The sequence below is a fragment of the Nocardia sp. CC201C genome (genome assembly GCF_030010695.1).
Taxonomy (GTDB): Bacteria; Actinomycetota; Actinomycetes; order Mycobacteriales; family Mycobacteriaceae; genus Nocardia; species Nocardia otitidiscaviarum.
On sequence record NZ_JASCXP010000379.1, the window covers coordinates 1 to 7,228 of the forward strand.

Annotated in this window: 7 protein-coding genes; 4 read left to right on the forward strand and 3 right to left on the reverse strand. The window is 71.7% G+C overall.

The genetic code is table 11. The annotated features are described in order from the left end of the window. Nucleotides 1-171: alpha-hydroxy-acid oxidizing protein (locus QK444_RS29020; RefSeq protein WP_282785317.1), on the forward strand; the 171-nt coding region annotated here is incomplete at its 5' end. A 190-nt stretch (nt 172-361) separates the two neighbouring features. On the opposite strand, the gene QK444_RS29025 is transcribed toward QK444_RS29020, so the two are convergent. Then, on the reverse strand, nt 362-1,633 hold the full coding sequence (locus QK444_RS29025; RefSeq protein ID WP_282785312.1) for a HAMP domain-containing sensor histidine kinase: 1,272 nt from the start codon (nt 1,631-1,633) through the stop codon (nt 362-364). After that, on the reverse strand, nt 1,630-2,328 hold the full coding sequence (locus QK444_RS29030) for a response regulator transcription factor (RefSeq protein WP_282785313.1): 699 nt from the start codon (nt 2,326-2,328) through the stop codon (nt 1,630-1,632). The genes QK444_RS29025 and QK444_RS29030 overlap by 4 nt, the downstream gene beginning before the upstream one ends. Nucleotides 2,329-2,531: 203 nt before the next feature. On the opposite strand from QK444_RS29030, the gene QK444_RS29035 reads away from it, so the two are divergent. The 3 genes from QK444_RS29035 to QK444_RS29045 are packed head-to-tail and all read left to right on the forward strand — an operon-like array spanning nt 2,532 to nt 6,444. Beyond that, nucleotides 2,532-3,272, forward strand: coding sequence for a beta-phosphoglucomutase family hydrolase (locus QK444_RS29035; RefSeq protein ID WP_282785318.1), 741 nt, complete (start codon nt 2,532-2,534; stop codon nt 3,270-3,272). Beyond that, nucleotides 3,269-5,629, forward strand: a complete 2,361-nt coding sequence (locus QK444_RS29040; protein ID WP_282785314.1) for a glycosyl hydrolase family 65 protein — start codon at nt 3,269-3,271, stop codon at nt 5,627-5,629. Before QK444_RS29035 ends, QK444_RS29040 begins: the two co-directional genes overlap by 4 nt. A 44-nt stretch (nt 5,630-5,673) precedes the next feature. Then, nucleotides 5,674-6,444, forward strand: a complete 771-nt coding sequence (locus tag QK444_RS29045; RefSeq protein WP_282785315.1) for an SDR family oxidoreductase — start codon at nt 5,674-5,676, stop codon at nt 6,442-6,444. Nucleotides 6,445-6,701: 257 nt separating this feature from the next. On the opposite strand, the gene QK444_RS29050 is transcribed toward QK444_RS29045, so the two are convergent. Then, nucleotides 6,702-7,228 (reverse strand): ATP-dependent helicase C-terminal domain-containing protein (locus QK444_RS29050; RefSeq protein WP_282785316.1); only part of this gene is annotated, 527 nt, incomplete at its 5' end.

Sequence of the window (7,228 nt, forward strand, 5' to 3'; positions counted from 1 at the left end):
TCGGCCGTCGGCATCGGCCGCCCCTACGCCTACGGTCTGGCGCTGGGCGGGGCCGACGGCATCGCGCACGTGCTGCGCACCCTGCTCGCGGAGGCGGATCTGATCATGGCGGTGGACGGCTATCCGACGCTGAAGGATCTGACCCCGGAGGCGTTGCGTACCGTGCGCTGATCCGAACCGCGGTCGGCCCGGTCCGCGTGTGTCCGCAGCCGCGGACCGGGCGCACTGGCCGGAGAGGTGGTCGGCCAGTGGTCTTCGCGGCCGTGACCGTCGCCACAACGGTTGTCGCGGCCCGGGTGACGCGGCCCGGTTGTCGTGATTGTCGGCCGCACCGGCGACTTTCACGTTATGCGTCGGAAGTTCAGCGGCGGCCGGAGTTCGGTGAGGAATCGGGAAGATCGCGGTGCGCGCCGGTGGCCAGCGTCACCCGCAGGCGCGCACCGCCGAGCGGGCTGTCGGTCAGCGCCGCGGTGCCGCCGTGCAGTCGCGCCTGCTGGGCGACGAGGGCGAGTCCGAGTCCGCTGCCGGGGGTTTCGGTGTCCACGCCGCGATAGAAGCGGTCGAAGATCCGGTCGCGTTCCGCGGCCGGGACGCCGGTGCCGTCGTCGTCGACGGTGAGGATGACCGTTCCGGTCGGATCGCGGTGGGCCGCCACCTCGACGCGGGCCGCGCCGCCGTGGCGGATGGCGTTGGTGATGGCGTTGTCCACCACCGAGCGCAGGCCCGCGGCCAGGCCCGCCAGCCGGATCGGCTGCGGGACAGTGGATATCAGGGTGACGTCGGGGTGACGGCGGCGCGCGTCGTCGACCACCTCGTCGACGAGTTCGTCGAGATCCACCTCCTCCCGGTCGGCGTCGGTGGTGAGCTCCCCGAGGGCGAGCCGTTCCAGGGCGGACAGGGTCGATTCCAGGGAGCCCTGGGCGGCCAGCACGTCGGCGAGGATCTCGGCGCGTGTCGCCGCGGGCAGCTCCATGCCGGACAGCACCTGAAGATCGGTGCGCATGGAGGTCAGCGGGGTACGCAGCTCATGGGCGGCGGTGGCCGCGAAATCGCGGGCGGTGGCCAGCGCGTCGGCGGTGTGGCGGCGCTGCTCCTCGATGCGGCCGAGCATCTGGTCCATGGCGGTGGCCAGCTCGGCGGTCTCGGTGGTGGCCGTGCGGCGCGGGAAGTCCAGGGACAGCCGGGTGCCCACATCCTTGGTGGCCGCGGTGAGCCGGCGCAGCGGCAGCACACTGCGGTGAGCGAAGAACCAGCCGAGCGCGGCGGCCAGCGCGATGGCCGAGAGCGCGATGGCGACGATGTGGAATCGCCTGCGCTCCACCGCCGTCGCCACCACGTCCCGCGGTACCGCGAGTCCCAGATCCACCCGGTCGCCCTCGCGCAGGTCGGCGGGCAGCTCCCAGCAGCCGTCGCCGTTCGGTTCGAGGCGGACCACCCGGCCGTCACAGGCCGCGGCCGACGCCGTCCCGTCCACCCGCACGACCTCGAGTGAGCGCAGCGCGGCATCGAGTTCGTCATCGGTTCGGGTCTGCACGATGAGCAGGAACACCACGCTCATGGCGACAATGGCCAGGGCGGCGGACAGCGCGCTGGCGAGTGCGACGCGCGTGCGCAGGGAGACGGGCCGCCTCACGGCTCCTCCCGCAGGCTGAATCCGACCCCGCGCACGGTGTGTATCACGCGTGGGCAACCGGTGGCCTCGATCTTGCGGCGCAGATACGAGATGAAGACGTCCACCACCTTGGTCTGGGTCTCGAAGTCGTACTGCCACACCAGCCGCAGCAGCTGCGCGCGGCTGAACACCTGCCCGGGCGCGGTGGCCAGGGCGGCGAGCAGGTCGAATTCGCGCTTGGTCAGGTCGAGCGGAATGTCGTCGGCGTAGACGCGGCGACTGCCCGGATGGATCACCAGCGGGCCGACCACGATGGGTGACGGGTCCGCGGTCCGGGTGGCCGGCGCGGGGACCCGGCGCAGCAGGGCGCGCAGCCGGGCCACCAACTCGCCCAGGTCGAACGGTTTGGTGAGGTAGTCGTCGGCCCCGGCCTCCAGCGCGCCGATGCGGTCGGTGATGGCCGAGCGTGCGCTGAGTACGCAGATCGGCACCTCGTTGCCGAGTGAGCGCAGCGCGGTGACCACACCGACGCCGTCCAGCGTGGGCATGTTCAGATCCAGCACCACCGCGTCGGGGGCCACGGCGGCGATCCGCCGCAGCGCGGCCGCACCGTCGGTGGCGGTATCGACGGTGAATCCGGAGAGCCGGAGCCCGCGCGTCACCGACGCCAACACCCGGGCGTCGTCGTCGACCACCAGCACGCGATTGCTCACCACAGCCCTCAGACTAAACCCGCGAACGCGCAGCTATCGCTCGGCGCGAGGGCTGGTGGAGAGCAGTGGGCACGATGCTTGGGCGAACACCCGAGTGACGGTACGGGGTCGGATTTCGAGTACGGCTAACACTTGGTTAGGAAATGGCTAGAACGTTCGCGTTTGGCTGACAGACCGTTGGGTATCGCTGGCGGGTGACGCGAGAGGTGCAAGGGCTGCCGGAATCCATCGCCGCCGGATTGTTCGATCTCGACGGGGTGCTCACCGATACCGCCGCGGTACACCGCCGGGCCTGGCGGCAGACCTTCGACGGATTCCTCGAACAGTATGTGGGGGAAGGGTTTCGGCCCTTCAGCGACACCGACTATCTGGATTACGTCGACGGTCGGCCCCGGCTGGACGGGGTGCGTGAGTTCCTGCGATCCCGGGATATCGAACTGCCCGACGGCGCGCCCGACGACCCGCCCGAGGCGTGGACGGTCACGGCGCTCGGGGAGGCCAAGAACCGCCTGCTGCTGGATCTGCTGGAGCGGGAAGGGGTGCGGGTGTACCCGGGGTCGGTCGACTATCTCGCGGCGGTGCGGGCCGCCGGACTCGCGGTGGCGGTGGTGACCTCCTCCGCCAATGCCGGGGTCGTGCTGGCCGCCGCCGGATTGGGCGAGGCGTTCCAGGCCCGCGTCGACGGCACCGTCATCAAGCAGCGTGCGCTGCGCGGGAAACCCGCGCCCGACTCCTTCCTCGCCGCCGCCGCGGCGTTGGGCGTCGCGCCCGAGCACGCGGCCGTCTTCGAGGACGCCGTCTCGGGCGTGCGTGCCGGGCGTGCCGGCGGCTTCGGGTACGTGGTCGGCGTGGACCGGATGCGCGACGGCCGCCACGAACAGGCGCTGCGCGACGCGGGCGCGGATGTGGTGGTGCCGGATCTGGACCGGCTCGGGGACGGGGTATGACGGCACCGCAGCCCGGATTCGAGATCGCGCCCTGGCACCTGCGCTGGCAAGGACTCGATCTGGACGCGTTGCACCGCACCGAATCCATCTTCGCGCTCTCCAACGGCCACATCGGCCTGCGCGGCACGCTGGAGGAGGGGGAACCGGTGGGCACCCCGGGCACCTACCTCAACGGCTTCCACGAGAAACGCACCCTGCCCTACGCCGAGGCCGGATACGGCTATCCGGAGGAGGGGCAGACGGTGGTCAACGTGACCGACGGGAAGATCGTCCGGCTGCTCGTCGACGATGAGCCCATGGATCTGCGCTACGGCAAGACCATTGCGCACGAACGGATCCTGGACTTCCGCTCGGGGACGCTGCGCCGTGCCACCGACTGGGAGTCGCCCACCGGGCGGCGGGTGCGCATCCACTCCGAACGGCTCGTCTCCTTCACCGAGCGGGCCCTGGCGGTCGTCCACTACGAGGTCGAACCGCTGGACGCGGACCTCGAACTGGTGGTGCAGTCGGACCTGCTGGTCAACGAGCCGATCAGCGTCCCGCGCGACGATCCGCGGCTGGCGGCGGCCCTGGACCGGCCCCTGGCCGCGGACTTCGCCACCGCCCGGGACTACTCGGCCACGCTCTGCCATCACACCCGTCGCTCCGGGCTGCGCATGGCGGCCGCCATGAATCACGAACTGGCCGTGGGGGTCACACCGCGCTGCGAGATCTACGCCGAGGACGATCTGGCGCGGCTGACCATCGCGGTGGACCTCGCCCGGGGTGACCGGGTGCGCCTCACCAAGTACCTCGCCTACGGCTGGTCCAGCCGCCGCTCCACCCCGGCCCTGCGCGCCCAGGTGGAGGCTGCGCTGGCCGCCGGAATGGAAACCGGATGGGAGACGCTGCGCGAGCGCCAGCGCGACTTCCTCGACGCCTTCTGGGCCGACGCCGACATCGAGATCGACGGCGATCCGGAATTGCAGCAGGCGGTGCGCTTCGCGCTGTTCCACGTACTCCAGGCGGGCGCGCGCGGCGAGAGCCGGGCCATCCCCGCCAAGGGGCTCACCGGCACCGGCTACGACGGCCACGCGTTCTGGGACACCGAGACCTTCGTGCTGCCGGTGTTCACCTACACCATGCCCGTGGTGGCTCGCGATGCGCTGCGCTGGCGGCACTCCACCCTGGAACACGCTCGCGAGCACGCGCGGCGGCTCGGGCAGCCTGGAGCCATGTTCCCGTGGCGCACCATCGACGGGGCCGAGGGGTCGGGCTACTGGCCGACGGGAACCGCCGCCGTGCACGTGAACGCCGATATCGCACATGCGGTGGTGCGCTATGTCGCGGCCACCGGCGATGAGCGGTTCGAACGGGACCTCGGTGTCGAACTGCTGGTCGAAACCGCGCGTCTGTGGGACGGACTCGGTCACGAGGACGGCGCGGGCCGATTCCGCATCGCCGGAGTGACCGGCCCCGACGAGTACTCCGCCCTGGCCGACGACAACCTGTACACCAACCTGATGGCGCGGCGAAACCTGGACGCGGCCGCGGCGGCCTGCGCACGTCACCCCGGTATCGCCCGCGCGCTCGGCGTCGACGCCGACGAGACCGCGCGCTGGCGCGACCGCGCCGCGCGAATGCTGGTGCCGCACAACGACGAACTGGGCGTGCACGAGCAGTCGGCGGGCTTCACCCACTACGCCCGGTGGGATTTCGCCGCCACGCCGCCGGAGCACTATCCGCTGCTGCTGAACTACCCGTACTTCGCGCTGTACCGCAAACAGGTGATCAAGCAGGCGGATCTGACGCTCGCCATGTATCTGTGCCCGGACGAGTTCACCGCCGAGCAGAAGCGGCGCAACTTCGACTACTACGAGGCGCTCACCGTCCGGGATTCGTCCCTGTCGGCCGCCGCGCAGGCGGTGCTCGCGGCCGAGGTCGGGCACCTGTCGCTGGCCTACGACTACTGCGTGGAGGCGGCGCTGACCGATCTGCACGATCTGCACGGCAATGTCGGCAGCGGGCTGCACATCGCCTCGCTGGCGGGCACCTGGCTGGGCTGTGTGGGCGGCTTCGGCGGGTTGCGCGACCACGACGGCGAGATCTCCTTCGCCCCGGCGCTTCCCGACGAACTCCAGCGCATCGCGTTCCGGCTGGTGTGGCGTGGGCGGCGGCTGTCGGTGGAGATCCACGACCATGTCGCCACCTACACCCTGCTGGCGGGGGACCCGCTGCGGTTGACGCATCACGGCACCGGATTCCAGCTGGCCGACGAGCCGCGCAGCTTTCCGATACCGAAGGGTGCGCGGGTGCCGCGGCCCGCGGTGCCGCCCGGGCGTGAACCGTATCGACGGCAGCGGGCGGCCCGCTCGTGAACCAAGCAGTTGCTTGGTTGGGTTCGGTGGGCTATCAATGACCCATGGACGATTTCGGTCACCGCGATGGTGTGGCGCTGGTACTGGGCGCCAGCGGCGGATTGGGGCGGGCCACGGCGCGCATGCTGCTCGAGCGCGGCAGCACGGTCGCGCTGACCTACCACCGATCGCCGGAGCGGCTCGACCCCGTGCTGCGGGAGGCGGCCGAGCGCGGCCGGACGGCCCGGGCATGGCAACTCGACCTCGGTGACGCGGACCGGGTGGCCGCGGTGGTCGGCGAGGTGGTGCGGGAATGCGGTGGTCTGCACACCCTCGTCTACGCGGCCGGGCCGCACGTGCCCATGCGTCACCTCAGCGGTATCGCGCCCGCGGACCTTCGACACCAGGTGGACGCCGACGTCGCCGGATTCTTCAACGCGGTGCACGCCGCCCTGCCCGCCCTGCGCAGCAGCCGCGGCACCATCGTCGCCATCACCACCGCCGCCACGGCCCGCTTCCCCATCCGCGACGCCCTCTCCTCGGTCCCCAAGGCCGCGGTCGAGGCCGCGATCCGCGCCATCGCCGCCGAAGAGGGGCGCTACGGCATCCGCGCCAACTGCGTCGGCCCGGGCATGACCACCGACGGCATGGCCGACCGGCTCATCAACAGCGGCGACCTGGATGCCCGCGCCCTGGACGCGGCCCGGAACAACATCCCGCTGCGCACCTTCGGCGACGCCGAGGACATCGCCGAGGCCGTCTGCTTCCTCGCCTCCGACCGCGCCGATTTCATCAGCGGCCAGAAGCTGGACGTGGACGGCGGCTACGGGGTCTGAGCGTGCCGCGCTCTCCGGACGAGCCGGTCCAGCCCGGTTCCGGTGCGGCCGCGAACACCGGTGCGGCAGAACGGGATCGCGCCACCGCAGGCGGCTGCCGACCTGTGGTGGTCGCCGGGGCTGGTGCTCGGCGGATGTGCCGAGGGACGCCGCCCGCCCGCCGCCGGATGCCGGCCGTACAGTGCGGCCGCCCTGCCGTGCATCGTCGCCGGGTGTCGGTCGGACTGTGGCGTTTGCTCGGGATCGGCGCGGGGTGATCAGCTCCGGGCCGCGCGGCGGGCGGTGCCGCGGTGCGCGGGCATCGTGGTGGGGTCCTCCGGCCAGGCGTGTTTGGGGTAGCGGCCGCGCAGGTCGGCGCGGACCTGGGGCCAGCCGGTGCGCCAGAAGGACGGTAGGTCGGCGGTGACGGCGACCGGGCGCTGAGCGGGGGAGAGCAGGTGCAGCAGGATCGGCACCCGGCCGTCGGCCAGCCGGGGTGGTTCGGTCCAGCCGAAGATCTCCTGGACCTTCACCGCCAGTACCGGGGGATCGGCGGAATAGTCGAGGCGAATCGCGCTGCCGGACGGCACCTCCAGCCGTTCGGGGGCCAACTCGTCGAAGCGGCCCGCCTCCGGCCAGGGCAGTAGCCGGCGCAGTGCCTGCCCGGCGTCGACGCGTTCCAGATCGGCGCGGCGGCGCGCGGTGTCGAGTTCGGGACCCAGCCAGCGATCCATATCGTCGAGCAGGCTGTCGTCGTCGACGGCGGGCCACGGCGCGCCGAGGGTGCGGTGCAGGAAATCCAGCC

Bases quoted from the DNA above. Each gene is read 5' to 3' on its own strand.
- QK444_RS29045 (WP_282785315.1), top strand. From the start codon at position 5,674: ATGGACGATTTCGGTCACCGCGATGGTGTGGCGCTGGTACTGGGCGCC.
- QK444_RS29040 (WP_282785314.1), top strand. From the start codon at position 3,269: ATGACGGCACCGCAGCCCGGATTCGAGATCGCGCCCTGGCACCTGCGC.